The sequence below is a fragment of the Burkholderia sp. 22PA0106 genome (assembly GCF_047497155.1).
Taxonomy (GTDB): Bacteria; Pseudomonadota; Gammaproteobacteria; order Burkholderiales; family Burkholderiaceae; genus Burkholderia.
In genome coordinates this window covers 124,997-142,210 of record NZ_CP163163.1, presented here as the reverse complement: position 1 = coordinate 142,210, position 17,214 = coordinate 124,997, and the positions used below count along the sequence as shown (strand labels likewise).

The 17,214-nt window shown below is 65.9% G+C and carries 18 protein-coding genes, 1 other RNA gene and 1 pseudogene; 6 read left to right on the top strand and 14 right to left on the bottom strand.

Going from position 1 to position 17,214, the window contains the following annotated elements:
• The first annotated feature begins 37 nt into the window (after positions 1 to 37).
• The 3 genes and pseudogenes from ruvB (at position 38) to AB4850_RS15590 (ending at position 3,624) form a co-directional block, all read left to right on the top strand.
• Positions 38 to 1,084 (top strand): Holliday junction branch migration DNA helicase RuvB, encoded by a 1,047-nt coding sequence (ruvB, locus tag AB4850_RS15600; protein WP_414443936.1) that lies wholly within the window; start codon positions 38 to 40, stop codon positions 1,082 to 1,084.
• Positions 1,085 to 1,100: 16 nt separating this feature from the next.
• Positions 1,101 to 2,048: pseudogene (locus AB4850_RS15595) on the top strand (oxygenase MpaB family protein); the annotation flags it as partial.
• 490 nt (positions 2,049 to 2,538) lie between these two features.
• Positions 2,539 to 3,624 (top strand): ParB/Srx family N-terminal domain-containing protein, encoded by a 1,086-nt coding sequence (locus AB4850_RS15590; RefSeq protein ID WP_414443935.1) that lies wholly within the window; start codon positions 2,539 to 2,541, stop codon positions 3,622 to 3,624.
• Positions 3,625 to 3,732: 108 nt separating this feature from the next.
• Here the strand turns inward: AB4850_RS15590 and AB4850_RS15585 are convergent, their stop codons facing one another.
• The 3 genes from AB4850_RS15585 to tyrS are packed head-to-tail and all read right to left on the bottom strand — an operon-like array spanning position 3,733 to position 6,135.
• Entirely contained in the window at positions 3,733 to 4,395 is a 663-nt protein-coding gene (locus tag AB4850_RS15585; protein ID WP_414443934.1) for a histidine phosphatase family protein, read from the bottom strand.
• Positions 4,396 to 4,435: 40 nt separating this feature from the next.
• Entirely contained in the window at positions 4,436 to 4,897 is a 462-nt protein-coding gene (dtd, locus tag AB4850_RS15580; RefSeq protein ID WP_414443933.1) for a D-aminoacyl-tRNA deacylase, read from the bottom strand.
• Positions 4,894 to 6,135: a tyrosine--tRNA ligase gene (gene tyrS, locus AB4850_RS15575; RefSeq protein WP_414443932.1), complete on the bottom strand. Its 1,242-nt coding sequence runs from the start codon at positions 6,133 to 6,135 to the stop codon at positions 4,894 to 4,896. Before tyrS ends, dtd begins: the two co-directional genes overlap by 4 nt.
• A 157-nt stretch (positions 6,136 to 6,292) precedes the next feature.
• Between tyrS and AB4850_RS15570 the strand changes: the two genes are divergently transcribed.
• Positions 6,293 to 7,477, top strand: a complete 1,185-nt coding sequence (locus tag AB4850_RS15570) for an anhydro-N-acetylmuramic acid kinase (protein WP_414443931.1) — start codon at positions 6,293 to 6,295, stop codon at positions 7,475 to 7,477.
• A 138-nt stretch (positions 7,478 to 7,615) separates the two neighbouring features.
• Here AB4850_RS15570 and erpA read toward each other — a convergent pair whose 3' ends face one another.
• From erpA to AB4850_RS15550, 4 genes are all read right to left on the bottom strand, one after another.
• Positions 7,616 to 7,990: an iron-sulfur cluster insertion protein ErpA gene (gene erpA / locus AB4850_RS15565; protein ID WP_206129224.1), complete on the bottom strand. Its 375-nt coding sequence runs from the start codon at positions 7,988 to 7,990 to the stop codon at positions 7,616 to 7,618.
• 225 nt (positions 7,991 to 8,215) lie between these two features.
• On the bottom strand, positions 8,216 to 8,608 hold the full coding sequence (gene rpsI / locus AB4850_RS15560) for a 30S ribosomal protein S9 (RefSeq protein ID WP_414443930.1): 393 nt from the start codon (positions 8,606 to 8,608) through the stop codon (positions 8,216 to 8,218).
• Positions 8,609 to 8,618: 10 nt separating this feature from the next.
• Positions 8,619 to 9,047, bottom strand: coding sequence for a 50S ribosomal protein L13 (gene rplM / locus AB4850_RS15555; protein WP_414443929.1), 429 nt, complete (start codon positions 9,045 to 9,047; stop codon positions 8,619 to 8,621).
• Positions 9,019 to 9,321 (bottom strand): hypothetical protein, encoded by a 303-nt coding sequence (locus AB4850_RS15550; protein WP_414443928.1) that lies wholly within the window; start codon positions 9,319 to 9,321, stop codon positions 9,019 to 9,021. The genes rplM and AB4850_RS15550 overlap by 29 nt, the downstream gene beginning before the upstream one ends.
• A gap of 346 nt (positions 9,322 to 9,667) precedes the next feature.
• Between AB4850_RS15550 and AB4850_RS15545 the strand changes: the two genes are divergently transcribed.
• Positions 9,668 to 10,090, top strand: a complete 423-nt coding sequence (locus AB4850_RS15545) for an OsmC family protein (protein WP_414443927.1) — start codon at positions 9,668 to 9,670, stop codon at positions 10,088 to 10,090.
• Positions 10,091 to 10,168: 78 nt separating this feature from the next.
• Here the strand turns inward: AB4850_RS15545 and rnpB are convergent.
• The 3 genes from rnpB to pyrC form a co-directional block, all read right to left on the bottom strand.
• An RNA gene (gene rnpB, locus AB4850_RS15540) (RNase P RNA component class A) lies at positions 10,169 to 10,580 on the bottom strand.
• Between the two features lie 147 nt (positions 10,581 to 10,727).
• Positions 10,728 to 11,573, bottom strand: a complete 846-nt coding sequence (locus tag AB4850_RS15535) for a DUF3025 domain-containing protein (RefSeq protein WP_414445527.1) — start codon at positions 11,571 to 11,573, stop codon at positions 10,728 to 10,730.
• Positions 11,558 to 12,628: a dihydroorotase gene (pyrC, locus tag AB4850_RS15530; RefSeq protein ID WP_414443926.1), complete on the bottom strand. Its 1,071-nt coding sequence runs from the start codon at positions 12,626 to 12,628 to the stop codon at positions 11,558 to 11,560. The genes AB4850_RS15535 and pyrC overlap by 16 nt, the downstream gene beginning before the upstream one ends.
• 203 nt (positions 12,629 to 12,831) lie before the next feature.
• Between pyrC and AB4850_RS15525 the strand changes: the two genes are divergently transcribed.
• Entirely contained in the window at positions 12,832 to 13,767 is a 936-nt protein-coding gene (locus AB4850_RS15525) for a class II glutamine amidotransferase (RefSeq protein WP_414443925.1), read from the top strand.
• Between the two features lie 107 nt (positions 13,768 to 13,874).
• Here the strand turns inward: AB4850_RS15525 and AB4850_RS15520 are convergent, their stop codons facing one another.
• The 4 genes from AB4850_RS15520 to AB4850_RS15505 form a co-directional block, all read right to left on the bottom strand.
• Positions 13,875 to 14,600, bottom strand: a complete 726-nt coding sequence (locus AB4850_RS15520; protein ID WP_414443924.1) for an amino acid ABC transporter ATP-binding protein — start codon at positions 14,598 to 14,600, stop codon at positions 13,875 to 13,877.
• Positions 14,597 to 15,274, bottom strand: a complete 678-nt coding sequence (gene gltK, locus AB4850_RS15515; protein WP_414443923.1) for a glutamate/aspartate ABC transporter permease GltK — start codon at positions 15,272 to 15,274, stop codon at positions 14,597 to 14,599. The genes AB4850_RS15520 and gltK overlap by 4 nt, the downstream gene beginning before the upstream one ends.
• The gene (locus AB4850_RS15510; protein ID WP_414443922.1) at positions 15,274 to 16,014 is read right to left on the bottom strand and encodes an amino acid ABC transporter permease; all 741 of its coding nucleotides are present in this window, start codon (positions 16,012 to 16,014) and stop codon (positions 15,274 to 15,276) included. The genes gltK and AB4850_RS15510 overlap by 1 nt, the downstream gene beginning before the upstream one ends.
• Before the next feature lie 87 nt (positions 16,015 to 16,101).
• Positions 16,102 to 16,995 (bottom strand): glutamate/aspartate ABC transporter substrate-binding protein, encoded by an 894-nt coding sequence (locus AB4850_RS15505; protein ID WP_414443921.1) that lies wholly within the window; start codon positions 16,993 to 16,995, stop codon positions 16,102 to 16,104.
• Between the last annotated feature and the right edge of the window lie 219 nt (positions 16,996 to 17,214).

The following is a 17,214-nucleotide window of genomic DNA, read 5'->3' as shown; positions in this document are numbered from 1 at the left end:
GATTCTTCGGCGCGGGGCCGCGCGGTACAATGCGCGCATGATCGAAACCGACAAACTCGCCGGCGAGCGCATCATCGCCGCCACGCCCGCCTCGTCGCACGAGGAGGCGTTCGAACGTGCGCTGCGGCCGCGCCAGCTCGACGAATACGTCGGCCAGGAAAAAGTGCGCGGCCAGCTCGAAATCTTCATCGAAGCCGCCAAGCGCCGCGCCGAAGCGCTCGATCACGTGCTGCTGTTCGGGCCGCCGGGCCTCGGCAAGACCACGCTCGCACACATCATCGCGCGCGAGATGGGCGTGAACCTGAGGCAGACCTCCGGCCCGGTGCTGGAACGCCCGGGCGATCTCGCCGCGCTGCTGACCAACCTCGAAGCGAACGACGTGCTGTTCATCGACGAAATCCACCGGCTCTCGCCGGTCGTCGAGGAAATCCTGTATCCGGCGCTCGAGGATTACCAGATCGACATCATGATCGGCGAGGGGCCGGCCGCGCGCAGCGTCAAGCTCGATCTGCAACCGTTCACGCTGGTCGGCGCCACCACCCGCGCCGGCATGCTGACCAACCCGCTGCGCGACCGCTTCGGGATCGTCGCGCGGCTCGAGTTCTACGATGCGGGCCAGTTGTCGCGGATCGTCCAGCGCTCGGCCTCGCTGCTCAATGCGCGCATCGATCCGAACGGTGCGTTCGAGATCGCGCGGCGCTCGCGCGGCACGCCGCGGGTCGCCAACCGCCTGCTGCGCCGCGTGCGCGATTACGCCGAGGTGAAGGCCGACGGCGCGATCACCGCCGAAGTGGCCGATGCGGCGCTGGCGATGCTCGATGTCGATCCGGTCGGCTTCGACGTGATGGACCGCAAGCTGCTCGAAGCGATCCTGCACAAGTTCGACGGCGGCCCGGTCGGCGTCGACAACCTCGCCGCCGCGATCGGCGAGGAGCGCGATACCATCGAGGACGTGCTCGAGCCTTACCTGATCCAGCAGGGCTTCCTGCAACGCACGCCGCGCGGGCGCGTCGCCACACTGCTGACCTACCGCCACTTCGGCCTGCCGGTGCCCGAGTCGGGCAACGACACCACGCCGCGCTAGCTCGCGGCACCCAGCCATGTCGCGGCCACCACCGGATCGGGATCGCAAGCGGGAGCCTTCCGCGCAGGCCGCGCCTTCGTCCGGCGGCCTCGCCGGGTTGCTGCGCGCACGGCTCGCGGCCGGCGTCACGATGCTGACCTCGGGCGGCGGCGGGCCGTCGATCGATTATTCGTCGCCGCCGGGCGACCCCGGCCTGTTCGGCCCCGACGCCGTGTGCTGGCGGGTGCACGCCGATTTCACCTCGATGATGGCGGGCGGCATCGCCGCGCTGCTGTTGCAGGCGCTGCATCCGCTCGCGCTGGCGGGCGTCTGGGATCACTCCTCGTTTCGTACCGACATCCTCGGCCGGCTGCGCCGCACCGCCACGTTCGTGGCCGGCACCACGTTCGCGAGCCGCGCCGATGCGCTGCACCTGATCGAGCGCGTCAAGACCATTCACGACGGCGTGACCGGCACCGCCCCCGACGGCCGCCCCTACCGCGCCAGCGATCCCGCGCTGCTGACCTGGGTGCATGTGGCCGAGGTGTCGAGCTTCCTGGCCGGGTACCTGCGTTACGTGAATCCGGCGCTCACCGGCGAGGAGCAGGATCGCTACTACGCCGAAACCTCGCGCATCGCCGTGATGCTCGGGGCGGCCGACGTGCCGTGTTCGCGCGCGGAAATCGCCGCCTATCTCGAACGGATGCGCGGCGAGTTGGTGGCCAGCGAGCGCACCCATGAAGTGATCCGCGTGCTGCGCGAGGCGCCGGTGCCGCGCGCGGTGATGCGCCCGGCGTCCGCCATGCTGTTCCACGCGGGCGTGGATCTGCTGCCCGACTGGGCGCAACGGCAGCTCGGCCTCGCGGCCCTCGCACCGATGCGGCGAATGGTTGCCATCCCCGGCGTGCGGCTCATGGGGCCGGTGATGCGCTGGGCGCTCGTCAACGGCGCGTCGAAGCGTTCGCGGCGCCGGGCCGCGGCCCCGGCCCCGGCATCGGCATCGGCATCGGCATCGGCATCGGCATCGGCATCGGCATCGGCATCGGCATCGGCATCGACATCGACATCGGCATCGACATCGGCATCGGCATCGACATCGACATCGACATCGACATCGACATCGACATCGACATCGACATCGACATCGACATCGACATCGACATCGGAGTCAGTATCAGCGCCGAAATCGGTACCGACAGCGCCCGCAACAGCCGAATCCGCGCCGCCGCGCCAGCAAACCGAGCCACCTCGCACGGCCGCAGCCCCTCAATCCGCCCCGCACCGCACCCCGGCCGTCGACGAATAACACCGCTCGTTCAACGCCCGACCGCCCTCGCTTTCACGGCCAGACACCGCCGCTCCACCGCCCCGCCCGCCTCATCGATTTGTCATATTTCAAATCGCTGTCACATCCCATCGGCAAGCTTGCGCCTTTTCTTGCATCTGCCTTCCAACTCTTACCGATTGCTACCCCGATGATTCCTTCGCTCCACCGAATCGCGCTGGCCGCCTCGTTCTCGTTGCTGATCGCGCTTGCCGCGTGCGGTGGCGACGGCACCTTGGCCTCGTCCTCGCTCGCCACCTCGCCGGCGCCGGCTTCCTCGACGCCCACGACCACCCCGGGCAAATGGGCCGCGGCCGCGCCCGGCGACATCCTCGACGTCGCACTGAGCGACCTGCACCCGAGCCAGGACGCGCTCGGCTACGACCAGATCTATTACAAGCTCGGCCGCTACGAACTCGATCCGACCAAGAAGTTCGACGACTTCTGCGCCGACGAAGGCCTCGGCGGCCTCGTCTCGGGCAGCTCGACCACCACCTCGAAGCTGACCGACGCCACCACCTACACCTGCACCACCACCGACCTGACCAAGCGCGACACCACCGTGCTGAACCCGGTCGTGATCGGCCCGAACGGCAGCACGCTCTACCTGACCGACGGCCACCACGGCCTGTCGACCTACTACGAAACGTCCGACGGCGGCCCCGCGCTGCACGTCCACGTGCTGGTCAAGGCGAACTTCAGCAGCTACGCCGGCAGCACGTTCTGGTCGATGATGCAGACCGGCGGCTTCACGCGCCTGAAGGACGCCAACGGCGCGGCCATCACGCCGGACAAGCTGCCCACCGCACTCGGCCTGACGCACGGCATGCAGAACGACGTCTACCGCTCGCTCGTCTACTTCACGCGCGACATCGGCTACAGCAAACCGACGCCGTCGACCGACTTCCTGGAATTCTTCTGGGCCGACTGGCTGCGCGCCAACTTCCCGCTGTCGGGCTACACGCTGACCAAGCTCGGCACGGTCAGCCCCGATCCGGCCACGGCCGATACCGGCTACCTGAACGCCACCTGGAACGCGTCGGTGAAGATGGTCGCCACCACCGACCCGGTGATAGACGGCAAGACGGGCGCCGAACTCGGCCGCCTCGCCCAGATCAACGTCGGCAAGGCTTATACGAAGGGAAATTTCGGCGACCTCAGCGCGGCGATCACCGCCTCGAAGCCGGGCAAGCTCGCCTACGCGCTCGACTACAAGTCGCGCCACAACATCCAGTAAGCCGTCTCGGCCCGCCGGCCAACGCACCATGACGCCGCCCGCACGAGCGAGGCGGCGAAAAAAAGCCTCGCGAATGCGAGGCTTTTTTCTGGGCTGGCGGGCGCAACGTTACATCACCTTGCGATAACCGTCGTCCTCGCTCTCTCCACCGAGATGATCGACATCGGCCCAACGGACGATGCGCGGCGCGTTGCCGTCGAACTCCACCACGTTGATGCTGGTATTCAGCAGCGCATACTGGCGCGGCGCGTCGAGCGGCAGCGAAATCGCCCACCGATAGACGCAATCGAGCACGCCGCCGTGCGCCACCACGGCGATCCGGCCGCCCGGATGCGCCGCCACGATCGGTTCGAGCGCATGCAGCACGCGGTGGTAGAACGCGCGCTGCGATTCGCCGCCGGCCGGCTCGAAACCGGGGTCGCGCGTCTGCCATTGGGCATGGGCATCGGGAAACTTCTCGGCGATCTCGGCGCTGTCGTGCCCCTGGAACGCACCGTAGTTGCGCTCGCGCAGCCCTTCGTTCAGCACCACCGGCAGGCCGAGTGCGTCGGCGAACGGCTGCGCCGTCTGGCGCGCGCGTTGCAGGTCGCTCGAATAGATCGCATCGAGCCGCTGGCCTTCGCGGGCCTCGCGCGCGAGCCGTTCGGCCAGTTGCGCCGCCTGCTCGACGCCGCTTTCCGCGAGCGGAATGTCGATATGGCCCTGGATGCGCTTGATGCGGTTCCACGGGGTTTCGCCGTGACGAATGAAAAGGATTTGCGTGGTAGTCATCGTGTGGCGAAGCGAGAGAAGAGCCGACGGCCGCAGGGCATCACGACGGACGCACCTGCAGCCAGAACGTGACGGGGCCATCGTTGACGAGCGAGACCTGCATGTCCGCGCCGAACTCGCCGGTCTCGACGACCGGATGGCGCGCGCGTGCCGCATCGACGAAATGGGAGAACAGCCGGGCGCCTTCATCGGGCGGCGCGGCCGGCGTGAAGCTCGGCCGCATCCCGCTTTGCGTGTCGGCCGCCAGCGTGAACTGCGAGACCAGCAGCAGGCCGCCGGCGCGGCCTTCGCCGTCGAGGTTGGTGACGGGCAGGTTCATCTTGCCGGCCGCATCGCTGAACACGCGGTAGCCGAGCACCTTGGCGAGCAGCTTGTCGGCCACCGCCTCGGTGTCGCCGCGCTCGGCGCACACCAGCGCGAGCAGGCCCGCGCCGATTTCGCCGGTGACGCGCTCGCCCACCCGCACGTCGGCGCGCTTCACGCGCTGGATCAGCGCGATCATGCGCCGAGCGTCACGCGCGCGAAGCGGCGCTTGCCGACCTGCACGACGTATTCGCCGGCTTCGATCTTCACGCCCTTGTCGGACACGGTGGCGCCGTCGATCTTCACGCCGCCCTGCTCGATGTTGCGCAGCGCTTCGCTGGTGGACGGCACGAGGCCGGCCTGCTTGAGCAACTGGCCGATCGCGAGCGGCGCACCGGTCAGCACGACCGACGGAATGTCGTCGGGCACGCCGCCCTTGGCGCGGTGGTTGAAATCTTCCAGCGCGCGTTCGGCATCGGCCTGCGAGTGGAAGCGCGCGACGATTTCCTGCGCGAGCAGCACCTTGAAATCGCGCGGGTTGCGGCCGCCCTCGATCTCGGCCTTGAACTTCTCGATCTCGCCCAACGGACGGAACGACAGCAGTTCGAAGTAACGCCACATCAGCACGTCGGAAATGCTCATCAGCTTGCCGAACATGTCGTTGGGCTTCTCGCTGATGCCGATGTAGTTGTGCTTCGACTTCGACATCTTCTCGACGCCGTCGAGCCCTTCGAGCAGCGGCATCGTCAAGATGCACTGCTGTTCCTGGCCGTATTGCTTCTGCAGTTCGCGACCGACCAGCAGGTTGAACTTCTGGTCGGTGCCGCCGAGCTCTAGGTCCGCATTGAGCGCGACCGAATCGTAGCCCTGCATCAGCGGGTACAGGAATTCATGGATCGAGATCGGCACGCCGCCCTGGAAGCGCTTGGTGAAATCCTCGCGCTCGATCATGCGCGCGACCGTGTAGCGCGACGCCAGCTTGATCAGGCCGTCCGAGCCGAGCGGCAGGCACCATTCGCTGTTGTAGCGGATTTCGGTTTTTTCGCGGTCGAGCACCAGCGCGGCCTGCTCGAAGTAGGTCTTCGCGTTGTGCTCGATCTGCTCGCGCGTGAGCGGCGGACGCGTGGCGTTGCGGCCCGACGGATCGCCGATCAGCGACGTGAAATCGCCGATCAGGAAGATCACCGTGTGGCCGAGATCCTGGAGCTGACGCATCTTGTTCAGCACCACGGTGTGGCCGATGTGGATGTCGGGGGCGGTCGGATCGAGGCCCAGCTTGATTCGCAGCGGCGTGCCGCTGGCTTCGCTGCGCGCGAGCTTCTGCGCGAACTCGTCCTCGATCAGCAGTTCGTCGACGCCGCGTTTCGTGATCGCGAGCGCTTCGCGCACGCCGTCGGTGATCGGGAGCGCGGGCTTCGTTTGGGGATCTTGGCTCATCGGTGCGAGAAAGAGGAAAGTCGAAAAAAGAAGGATTTTCCCATAACTCGCGGGCGGACCGGTATCGCTTAACGGCGCGGCGGCTTGCGCGGATAATCGGGGCACCGCGGCGCGGGCATGTTGCCCGCGTGCGCGACGACAGAACAGGAGCGAAACCGTGGCGCCCAATCCCACGCAGTCCGGCCAGCGCGCCGACACGCACGACGCCGATCCGGCCGATGGCGTCTACTTCGGCCTGATGTCGGGCACCAGCATGGACGGCTGCGACGGCATCGCCGTGCGCTTCGAGGCCGGCTCGACGCCCGAGGTGCTGGCCGAGGCCTTCGTCGGCTTCGACGGTGCGCTGCGCGAGGCGCTGTTCGCGCTGCAGCAGCCCGGCGACAACGAGATCGAGCGCGAATCGCTGGCCGCCAACGCGCTGGCCACGCGCTACGCGGTGTGCTGCCACGAATTGCAGCGCGCCGCGCATCTCTCGCCCGATGCGGTGCGCGCGATCGGCGTGCACGGCCAGACCGTGCGCCACCGTCCCGAGCGCGGTTACACACGCCAGATCAACAACCCGGCGCTGCTCGCCGAGTTGACGCGCGTGGACGTGATCGCCGATTTCCGCAGCCGCGACATCGCGGCCGGCGGCCAGGGCGCGCCGCTCGCGCCGGCGTTTCACGCCACCGTGTTCGGCGCGGCCGACGAAACGCGGGTGGTCTGCAACCTCGGCGGCATCAGCAACATCACGATCCTGCCGGCCGAGGGCGCGCATCATGGCGCCGGCGTGCGCGGCTTCGATTGCGGCCCGGCCAACGCGCTGCTCGATGCCTGGGCGCTGCGCCATCTCGGCAAGCCGTTCGACGAGGGCGGCCAGTTCGCCGCGCGCGGCACGGTCGACACCGCGCTGCTGGCGGCCCTGCTCGCCGAGCCGTATTTCGACCTGCCGCCGCCGAAAAGCACCGGCCGCGACCTGTTCAATCCCGATTGGCTGCACGCGCGGCTGCAGGCGTTCGCGCATGTCTCGCCCGAGGACGTGCAGGCCACGCTGACCACGCTCACGGCCGTGACGATCGCGCGCGAAATCGGCCGACATGCACCGGATTGCCGCGCTGTTTATGTCTGCGGCGGCGGCGCCCGCAATCCGGCGTTGATGCAGGCGCTTGCCGACGCGCTGGCCGAGGCCGGCGTGGCAGCGGCCGTCGACACCACGGCCGCGCTCGGCGTGCCGCCACAGCAGGTCGAGGCGATCGCGTTCGCCTGGCTCGCGTGGCGCTTCACGGCTCGCGAACCCGGCAATATCGCCGGCGTGACGGGCGCGGCCGGCGAGCGCGTGCTCGGCGCGTTGTATCCGCGCTGAATCGGGCGCGGCGCTTCAGGCAGCCCGCGCACTCGAAACGCCGGAAACGACAAAACCCCCACGCACGCGTGGGGGTTTTTCATGGCACCAACGGCAAGCGCCCCAATGGGGCGCTGCAACGCTGAAACGCCTAGGCGCTCAGACCGAGAACGACGAGCCGCAACCGCAGGTGGTCGTGGCGTTCGGGTTCTTGATCACGAACTGCGCGCCGTTCAGGTCGTCCTTGTAGTCGATTTCTGCGCCGACCAGATACTGGTAGCTCATCGAATCGACCAGCAGTTGGACGCCGTTCTTGACCAGCACGGAGTCGTCTTCGTTGACTTCTTCGTCGAACGTGAAGCCGTACTGGAAGCCCGAGCAGCCGCCGCCTTGCACGAACACGCGCAGCTTCAGTTCGGGATTGCCTTCTTCGTCGATCAGTTGCTTGACTTTGTCGGCCGCCGAGTCGGTGAAGACGAACGGGGTCGGCATTTCGGTGGCGGTGCTTACCGCGGATTCAGTGACAGCGTTCATGACGAACTCTCCAAAAAGCACTAGCCGCTATTGTAGGGCTGTTCCGAAGATCGTGCCGAAGTCCACGAAATCAAGCGGGACATGCGCATCGCGCACCGGCGGGATCGGATCGATACGGGTCGCGCCCCGATTCCACGGGAATCGAAGCGCGCATAAAAAAACCGCCAGTCGAGGACTGGCGGTTTTCGTCGGCGGCATCGCCCGAGGGCGACGAGCCGGAAGCGCTTAACGCTTCGAGAACTGCTTTGCGCGACGTGCCTTGCGCAGACCCATCTTCTTACGCTCGACTTCACGCGCATCGCGCGTCACGAAGCCGGCGGTCGACAGTTGCGGCTTGAGCGTTGCATCGTAGTCGATCAGCGCGCGGGTGATGCCGTGACGCACTGCGCCTGCCTGACCCGTTTCGCCGCCGCCCGTCACGTTCACCTTGATGTCGAACGTTTGGCCGTGGCTCGTGAGCTCCAGCGGTTGGCGCACGATCATCAGCGACGTTTCGCGCGAGAAGTAGTCGGCGATGGGCTTGCCGTTGACAATGATGTCGCCCTTGCCTGCCTTGATGAAGACACGTGCAACGGCGCTCTTGCGGCGGCCCGTACCGTAATTCCAGTTACCGATCATGTGGGTCTCCTTAGAACTCGAGCGCCTGCGGCTGTTGGGCCGAGTGCGGATGCGTCGCTTCTGCGTAGACCTTGAGCTTCTTGATCATCGCGTAACCGAGCGGGCCCTTGGGCAGCATGCCCTTGACCGCCTTCTCGAGCGCACGGCCCGGGAAGCGTTCTTGCATCTTGCCGAACGTCGTCTCATAGATACCGCCCGGGTAGCCCGAGTGGCGGTAGTACTTCTTGTCCAGCGTCTTGTTGCCCGTGACTTTCAACTTGCTCGCGTTGATGACGATGATGAAATCACCGGTGTCGACGTGCGGAGTGAACTCAGGCTTGTGCTTGCCGCGCAGACGGCGTGCCACTTCGCTGGCAACACGGCCGAGAACCTTATCCGTCGCGTCAATCACGTACCATTCGCGCGTCACCTCATGGGCTTTTGCGGAAAACGTCTTCATGATCGATCCAAAAATAATGACTGCTGCCCTTGTTTTTTTCCTGCTTGGATTTGGTTGCGCTCTGGGCGCTGTGCAGGCTCTCCCTGATTCTTCTCCGCGGGCATGAATGCGGAAAACCGAGAATTATAAAGGAAATTTTGGCAAGCGGACAAACAAATCGACGATTGTCGACGGAGCCCTGAGCGATCGGCAGGCGGTGCGCCGCGATCCACGAAAAAAAGCCCGAACCGTCGTTCGGGCTGAATCCACCTTTGGAGAAGGGTGGAGGAGACATAAGGGGATTGCCGCAGCGCGGCAATCAATGGTCTGAATGATAGGAAGCCCGTCGCCGAAATTCAAGTCAATCCATATGGTAAAAACATATACCATCATGCGAAATTTCCATATCGATGCCTCGGTTGCCGCTCGGCCCCATTGAAATCAGTCACTTAGCCGCTATCTGCCGGGCATGAAAGCCCCGGAACGCGCGGCACCTTGCCCGTCCCGGCACCCTAGTGGAGCGGCCGCACGCGCGACCATCTCCTCCGATTCTTTCCATTCCCGCACTGCATCAGCCGACAGTTGCCATGCGGGCTACAATGCCGGTTCGCAATCGAAGCCGGAAAGACGGGAGCACACGCATGGAATGCAAAGTTAGCTGGATGGGCCAGGAAGGCATGGCGTTCGTCGCCGAGACGGGCAGCGGCCACCTCGTGACGATGGATGGCGCGCCCGAAGGCGGCGGCCACAACCTCGCCGCTCGCCCGATGGAAATGGTGTTGCTCGGCACCGGCGGCTGCACCGCATACGACGTCGTGCTGATCCTGAAGAAAAGCCGCCAGGAAGTGACGGGTTGCTCGGTCACGCTGAAGGCCGAGCGCGCCAGCGAGGATCCGAAGGTGTTCACCAAGATCCACTTCCACTTCACCGTCACGGGCCGCAACCTGAACCCGGCCACGGTCGAGCGCGCGATCAACCTGTCGCACGACAAATACTGCTCGGCGTCGATCATGATCGCCAAGACGGCCGAACTGACGCACGGCTTCGATATCGTCGCCGGTTGAGGCAGGCTTTCGGGCGCGGCGAGCGCCCATGAAAAAGGCCGGCACCCTTCGGGGGCGCCGGCCTTTTAGCTTGAATCGGGGCAAAGCGGGCCGATAAGCCGGATTCTGTGCATCGTGCGCGCAGGACGCGCACGACGTGGCAGCCATTCCTCTAGGCGCGCCATTGCTGACGCGCTCAAGCTTCCTACCCGCAGACGAGACGGGGGCACCGTCCTGCATCTCGAAGATGCGCGCCTGCCTACTTGGAATTGCTCCGGGTGGAGGTTACCGTGCCGGCGTACGTCGCCGCAGCCGCGGTGCGCTCTTACCGCACCGTTTCACCCTTACCTGATCCCGGCTTGCGCCGGGCCATCGGCGGTCTGTTCTCTGTTGCCCTATTCCGCGTGTCGCCACGGATGGCCGTTAGCCATCACCCTGCCCTGGCGGAGTCCGGACTTTCCTCGCCCCGCGCGGCCGAAACCGCGCAGGCCGCGACTGCCTGGCCCACTTTGCGACGCGGATTCTAGCATCCGCGCCGCCGCACCGCGAGCCGCGGGGTGCGGAAACCGCCTGCGGGCATCAGTGCCATCGGGATGGGATCACAAGAGAAACGGGGATCGAATCGCAATCGATCGACTCCACGCCCCGCCACGCCGGATTACGGCGCGGCCCGCCGCCCCGCGCGAAACACCTGCGCGTCGTCGTAGAAGCCCGCATCGGCATTGGCCGGCCACCAGCCCGGCACACCGAGCACCGGCAGCGGCGCGAACCCGCGGCTCGACGGCAGCCGCGCGTCGAACTCGGCCGCCACGTGCGCATCGAGCCAGCCTCGCCGCGCGCCTTCGTCCCAGTCGAAGAACGCCGGCGGCGCCTCGACGATCCACGCATGCGCCGTGCACGCCTTGTACGGCTGCACGAGCTTTTCGAGCAGCGCATGCCCGACCAGCCGCAATTCGCAGGCGCGCCCCCAGGCGGCGCGGTTCTCGACGAACAGCGCCTGCCAGCCGAAGTCGCGCAGCGCGGCGCCGAGCGCCGGATCGGCGGTGACGAACAGCGCGCCGTTCTCGTCGAGCAAGGTGAGCGCGTCGCGCACGCCGCCGCGCTCGCCGCCCACGCCGAGCGCATCGATGGCGGCCGACTGGCGTGCGTTGATCGCCGCCTTGATCCGCGGATACGCGAACCAGACGAGCGCATTGAAGAAATCGTGGAGATTGTGGCGAGTGGGCACGCCGCCGGTGGCGGCGATCTGCGTTTCGTAGGCGACGCCGGCCGGCAGCCCGGCCTGCTCGATGAAATGCAGCGGATGGCCGCGCCCGGTGGTCAGGCCGGCCGTGGCGGCGTCATCGCCGAGCGCCGCGAGCCAGGCGGCTTCGCCGGCCAGCGCCGCAGCCTGCCAGCGCGGGCCGCGCGCCGCGAACGGCGCCAGCCACGGCGCGGCCCAGTCGATCGAGTCGAATCCGGCCGCGCGCGGGCCGCCGGCCGCCGATGTCACGCGAGACGCCAGCCGATCGATTCGCCGCCGCGCAGCGGCACCACCGAGGTGTCGCCCGCTTGCACCGTGGCCGGCAGTTGCCAGGTGTCGCGCAGCAGCGTGACGGTGTCGGTGGCGCGCGGCAGGCCGTAGAAATCGGCGCCGAAGAAGCTCGCGAAGCCTTCGAGCTTGTCGAGTGCGCCGGCTTGATCGAACGCCTCGGCATACAGTTCGAGCGCATGCAGCGCCGTATAGCAGCCCGCGCAGCCGCAGGCGGCTTCCTTCGCGTCCTTCTCGTGCGGCGCGCTGTCGGTGCCGAGGAAGAAGCGCGCGTTGCCCGAGGTGGCGGCTTCGACCAGCGCGACGCGGTGCGTCTCGCGCTTGAGCACCGGCAGGCAGTAGTAATGCGGACGAATCCCGCCGGTAAAGATGGCGTTGCGGTTGTAGAGCAGGTGATGCGCCGTGATCGTCGCGCCGAGCGTGCCCGGTGCGGCATCGGCGTCGCGCACGTAGTCGGCCGCGTCCTTGGTGGTGATGTGCTCGAACACCACCTTCAGCGCCGGGAAATCGCGGCGCAGCGGCGTCATCACGCGGTCGATGAAGACCTTCTCGCGATCGAACAGATCGATATCGGCATTGGTCACCTCCCCGTGCACGAGCAGCGGCATGCCCACGTCCTGCATCGCCTCGAGCGCGCTCGCGCATTTGCGCAGGTCGGTCACGCCCGCGTCCGAATTGGTGGTGGCGCCCGCCGGATACAGCTTCACGCCGTGCACGAAGCCGCTCGCCTTGGCGCGGCGGATCTCGTCGCCGGGCGTGTTGTCGGTCAGGTAGAGCGTCATCAGCGGCTCGAACGTCATGCCGGCCGGCAGCGCGGCCAGGATGCGCGCGCGATAGGCTTCGGCCTGCGCCGTGGTGGTCACGGGCGGCTTCAGGTTCGGCATGATGATCGCGCGGCCGAACTGGCGCGCGGTGTGCGGCAGCACGGCCGCCAGCATCGCGCCGTCGCGCACGTGAAGGTGCCAATCGTCGGGACGGGCGAGAGTCAGCGAGGAGACGGGAGCGGAGGCGGCGTTCTGGGCGGTCATGGCGTCGTAGGGGTAAGGCGGGCAACCAGCAGCGAGATGGCTGCTGCAGCCGCGCCCCGCGGCGCCAAGTGACGGAAAACCGCAACACGGTGTCGTGTGCGCGCGGTTCCGCTTTTGGCCGCCCGGGGCTGGGTGTATGCTTGAAACCACTATTGTACCGGTTCCGCCCGGTGTCCCTACCCGCCAGACCTGCCGCAACATCTATGTGCCAACTCTTCGGAATGAACTGCGCCGAGCCGACGGACGTGACCTTCTCGTTTACCGGTTTCGCGGCCCGCGGCGGGCTGACCGATCATCACGCGGACGGTTGGGGCATCGCCTTCTTCGAAGATAAAGCCTGCCGCCTGTTCCTCGATCACCAGTCGTCGGCCACCTCGCCGATCGCCGAAATGGTGAAGCGCTATCCGATCAAGTCGAAGAACACGATCGCCCATATCCGCAAGGCCACCCAGGGCGCCATCCTGCTCGAGAACAGCCATCCGTTCATGCGCGAGCTGTGGGGGCGCCACTGGATCTTCGCGCATAACGGCGACCTGCCCGGCTATGCGCCCGAACTGAGCGACGGCGTGTATCAACCGGTCGGCACGACCGACAGCGAGCAGGCGTTCTGCATGCTGATGCAAGGCCTGCGCGACACGTTCCCCGGCGCGCAGCCGCCGCTGCCCGAACTGTTCGAGCGGCTCGCCGAGCTGACCGAGGCGATCACCGCCTACGGCGTGTTCAACTTCCTGCTGTCGAACGGCCAGGCGCTGTTCGCGCACTGCTCGACGCGGCTGCACTATCTGGTGCGCCGCTGGCCGTTCTCCACCGCGCACCTGATCGACGAGGATCTCTCGATCGATTTCGCGAAGTACACCACGCCCGAGGATCGCGTCGCCGTGATCGCCACCCAGCCGCTGACCGACGACGAAGTCTGGACCGCGTTCGAGCCGGGCGAGCTGATGATGTTCCAGTGCGGCGACGTGGCCGCGCAAACGCGCGTGAAGGTGCCCGAGATCGTGCTCGAGAAGCTGCGCAATCCGTCGCTCGACCCGTCGTCCTCGCAAAACTGCCGCCGCACCGCCGCCACTGCCGGCGACACCACGCTCGCCGCGGCAGCCGCTGCGATGGCCACCGGCGACGATCCCGTCGATTTCTGAGGCGGCGCACGCAACACATTCCCCGCTGCAATGAAAAACGCCCGGCGCGATGCCGGGCGTTTTTCATTGGAACGCTGCCGCCGCGCAAGCGCGGCTCGGCGCGACACTCAGTGCAGGATCTTCGCGAGGAAATCCTTGGCGCGATCCGACTTCGGATTCGCGAAGAATTCGTCCTTGCGGTCGTCCTCGACGATGGCGCCCTTGTCCATGAAGATCACGCGATGGGCCACCTTCTTCGCGAAGCCCATTTCGTGCGTCACGCACATCATCGTCATGCCTTCCTGCGCCAGCTCGACCATCACGTCGAGCACCTCGTTGATCATCTCGGGATCGAGCGCCGAGGTGGGCTCGTCGAACAGCATCGCGATCGGATCCATCGACAGCGCGCGCGCAATCGCCACACGCTGCTGCTGACCGCCCGAAAGCTGCCCCGGGAACTTGTGCGCATGGGCCTTCAGGCCCACGCGGTCGAGCAGGCGCAGGCCCTTTTCGTTGGCTTCGTCCTTGCTGCGGCCGAGCACCTTGATCTGCGCGAGCGTCAGATTTTCCGTGATCGACAGATGCGGAAACAGTTCGAAGTGCTGGAACACCATGCCGACCTTCGAGCGCAGCTTCGACAGATTGGTGCGCTTGTCGCCCACCGAATCGCCGTTGACGAGGATCTCGCCCTGCTGGAACGGTTCGAGGCCGTTCACCGTCTTGATCAGCGTGGATTTGCCCGAGCCCGACGGCCCGCACACCACCACCACTTCGCCCTTCTTCACTTCCGTCGTGCAGTCGGTCAGCACCTGGAACTGGCCGTACCACTTCGAAACGTTCTTGATGGAAATCATCTTGTGACCTTTTTCTGAAGACCCTTGACGAGTGCGGAGGCGATCACGCACACGACGAAATAGCAGGCGCCGGCGAACAGGACCATCTCGACGGTGGTGCCGTCACGATCGCCGATGTTGCTGGCGGTACGGAAGAAATCCGCGAGGCTGATCACGTAGACGAGCGAGGTGTCCTGGAACAACACGATCGCCTGCGTCAGCAGCAGCGGCACCATGGCGCGGAACGCCTGCGGCAGGATCACGAGACGCATCGCCTGCGCGTAGCTCATGCCGAGCGCGAACGCCGCGTTCACCTGGCCGCGCGACACCGCCTGAATGCCGGCGCGGATGATCTCGGAATAATACGCGGCTTCGAACAACGAAAACGCGATCATCGCCGAGGCAAGCCGGATATCGATGGTCGGCGACAGCCCGAGCACGCCCTGCAACACCTGCGGCACGATCAGGAAGAACCACAGCAGCACCATCACCAGCGGGATCGAACGGAACACCGTGACGTAGAGCCGCGAGAACCATTGCAGCGGCTTCACGCCGGACAGCCGCATCAGCGCGAGCAGCGTGCCCCACACGATGCCGACCACGATCGCCAGCACGGTGATCTGCAACGTGACGATGGCGCCTGTCCACAGCGCGGGCAGCGCGCCCGGAATACCGCTCCAGTCGAAATCGTGCATCACTTGCCTCCGATATAGCCGGGCAGGCGCGTTTTCGCCTCAATCCAGCGCATCAAGGCCATCACGACCAGGTTGATGATCACGTACGCGAGCGTGACCGCGATGAACGACTCGTAGGTTTGCGCGGTGTAGTCGACGAGCTGGCGCGCCTGGGCCGACAGATCGAGCAGGCCGATCGTCGAGGCCACGGCCGAGTTCTTGAAGATGTTCAGGAACTCGGAGGTGAGCGGCGGCACGATGATGCGATACGCCACCGGCAGCAGCACGTAGCGGTAGGTCTGCCATTCGGTGAAGCCCATCGCCAGGCCGGCCCCGCGCTGGCCCTTCGGCAGCGCGTTGATGCCCGAGCGCACCTGCTCGCAAACGCGCGCGCCGGTGAACAGGCCCAGACAGACGATCGACGCCGTGAAGAACTGCGTGCTCGGCGGCAGCTGCTTGATCCAGGTGCCGATCGATGCCGGCAGCAACTCGGGTATGACCAGATACCAGACGAAGAACTGCACGATCAGCGGGATGTTGCGGAAGATCGACACGTACAGCGTGCCGATCGCGGACAGCCGCCGGTCGGGCACGGTACGCAGCACGCCGAACAGCGAGCCGACGATCAGCGCGACCACCCAGGCCGCGAGCGAGACCTTGATCGTCACCCCGAAGCCCGACAGCAGCCAGCCGAGGTAAGTGGTCGGCTCGCCCGTCGAAACGGGACTCAGGAAAATGCCCCAGTTCCAGTGGTAAGACATGATGGACAAGACTCCAGCAAAAAGAAAACGGAAGAAGCGGAGCGCCTCTTCCGTTGCGTCAGAGCAAGGTGTGAAACCGGCTCGGGTTTAGTCGAGCGCCTTGTCGTTCGGGTTCGCGTACAGCTTCTTCATCGAATCCGACAGCGGGAAGTTCAGATTCAGGCCCTTCGGCGGAATCGGATTCTCGAACCACTTCGTGTAGAGCTTGGCGGCGTCGCCCGACTTCTCGAGTTCGGTGATCGAATCGTCGACCACCTTCTTGAACGCCGGATCGTCCTTGCGCATCATGCAGCCGTAGGCTTCTTCCGATTGCGGCGTGCCGACGATCACCCAGTTGTCCGGCTTCTTGGCCTTGGCGCGTTCGCCTGCCAGCAGCGCGTCGTCCATCATGAACGCCACGGCGCGACCCGTTTCCAGCGTCTGGAACGATTCGCCGTGATCCTTCGCGCTGATGATGTTCATGCCCATCTGCTTGTCGTTGTTCATCGCGCGCAGCAGGCGTTCCGACGTGGTGCCGGCAGTCGTCACGACGGTCTTGCCCTTCAGGTCGGCGAAGTCCTTCACGCCCGAATCCTTCGAGGTCATCAGGCGCGTGCCGATCACGAAGTAAGTGGTCGAGAAGGCGGCCTGCTTCTGGCGGTCGAGGTTGTTGGTGGTCGAGCCGCATTCGATGTCGACGGTGCCGTTCTGCACCAGCGGAATGCGGTTCTGCGACGTGACCGGAATGTTCTTCACCTGCAGGTTCGGCAGGCTCAGCTTCTTCTTCACGGCGTCGACGATCTTCATCTGGAAGTCACGCGCGTACCCGATCACGTTCTGGCTTTGGTCGTAGTACGAAAACGGGATCGACGACTCGCGGTGGCCGAGAGCGATCACGCCGGTGTCCTTGATCTTCTTCAGCGTCCCGGTTTCTTGCGCCACGGCCCCACCCGCGAACGTGGCGAGAGCGGCGGCCATCAGCAGCGCTTTTTTGAAATTCATCTGGTATCTCCTTGGGCTAACCGGCGCCAGTCTAGCAAAGTAATTTTTTTGAAAGTAATTATTGTTAACCACTGTTTTTATTGTGCAACGACCGTTCGCAGCCGCGTGAAATGCGCCCAAGTCGGCCATATAGATGCGCCGAAGCGGGCAGCGCCGGATTCGGCGCTGCCCGCTTCGAGAAGGTGCCTCGGCGGGTAGCCGCGGCACCGGGTGGATCGT